Below are 1,441 nucleotides of genomic sequence, written 5' to 3' on the forward strand. Positions count from 1 at the left end.
CCGGGTCGCCGTAGGTGCGCCCGGTCACGGCGTCGGGAGCATCCCCGGTGGTGTCCATGAAGGTGCCGCCCGCGCAAGCGGTCATGGCTGGGTCGGCGGTCACTAGGGTGAACATCATCGCCGCCACCACGTCGATATTCACCGTTACCATCGCCGTGGTGCCTGCGGTCACGCTGTCGGGCGTGGTGTCGTTGGCCACGTCGTCGGCGTCCACCGTCGGCGTGTAGGTGCCCACGGCCGCCGTGATGGTGCCCATCATGGTGGCGCAACTGAGCGTGTCGGGGGCCGTCTGGCCGCACATGATGTCCGCCGGGAAGGCCAAATCCCCGTTCATGGTGCCGCCGGTAGTGGTCGCCAGCGTGAAGCCCGTGGTTCCGCCTAGGCCGCCCGTGGCCGTGAAAGTGGCCGGCGTGGCCGGGGCTTCCCCGTACGGCTGGCCTTGCACCGCCGTCGGCAGCGGGTCGCCCAGGTCGGACACCACGCTGACCTCATTATTGATGTTGATATTGTGCGCGGCCTGGGTCCCGTCCGTATGGCCCTGGTCGTCGGCGGTTTGCGTAAAGTCCGGAGTGGTATCGTTGCCCGCATCCTGCACGGCCGCTCCAAAGACAAACGTCCCCACCCCGCTGAACCCGGCGCCGCCACTGTTGCACCGCAGCCGGTCGTCCATCACCAGTTCGGTTTCCTCTGTGCAGCTCAACTCCAGCGGCGCGCCGATGACTGGCCAACTGTAGCCGTTGGTCGGGTCGGGAATACCGCCCGACGCTCGGAAGAGCAGGTCGCACTGCGGGTCACCGTACGTGCGGCCAAAGACGCCGTCCGGCACGCTGCCGCCAAAGGTCGAGTCGTCGAACGTTCCACCCGTGCAGCCGGCGAAGCTGGCTGGGTCGGTGGTGATCAGGTTCAAGACCAGATCGGGCGCGATGTTGATGAGGTGGCCCATATGCATCTGGTCGTCGGTGTCCTGGGTGATGCCCGGGAGCGCCGCGTTCCCCGTGTCGGTGACGTCTACGCCCAATGTAGCGGCTCCACCCGTCACGGCAGCGCCGCCGCTGTTGCAGCGGAAGAACTCGCCGTTCATGCCTTCCTGCGTGCAGGCGATAGGTGCGGGCGCGGGCGAGTTGGTGTTCCAGGTGTAGGGCGCGCGCGCGCCGCTGGCGGTGAACAGCAGGTCGCATTGCGGGTCGCCGTAGGTGCGGCCGGTGGCCGCATCGGGAGCGTTGCCGCCGGCGGTGCTGTCGTCGAACGTGCCGCCGCTGCAGGCCATGGTAGTGCCGGCGTCGGCGGTGATGAGCGTGAAGGTGAGCGGCGCCAGCACGTCCAGGTCAACCGTCACCATGCCCGAGCCGCTGGGCGTGGTGTCGTTGGGCATGTCGTCGGCTTGCATCGTCGGCGTATAAAGCCCGACCGCGGCCGTAATGGTGCTGGCGTTGGTGGCGCA

At 67.9% G+C, this 1,441-nt stretch carries 1 protein-coding gene; it reads right to left on the reverse strand.

Annotation, left to right across the window (positions count from 1 at the left end; all coding sequences use genetic code 11):
* The coding region (locus ACRDSQ_RS07710) for a hypothetical protein (RefSeq protein ID WP_431419987.1) at positions 1-1,441 on the reverse strand (1,441 nt) is incomplete at both ends.

The organism is Actinokineospora sp., assembly GCF_050699995.1.
Lineage (GTDB): Bacteria > Actinomycetota > Actinomycetes > Mycobacteriales > Pseudonocardiaceae > Actinokineospora.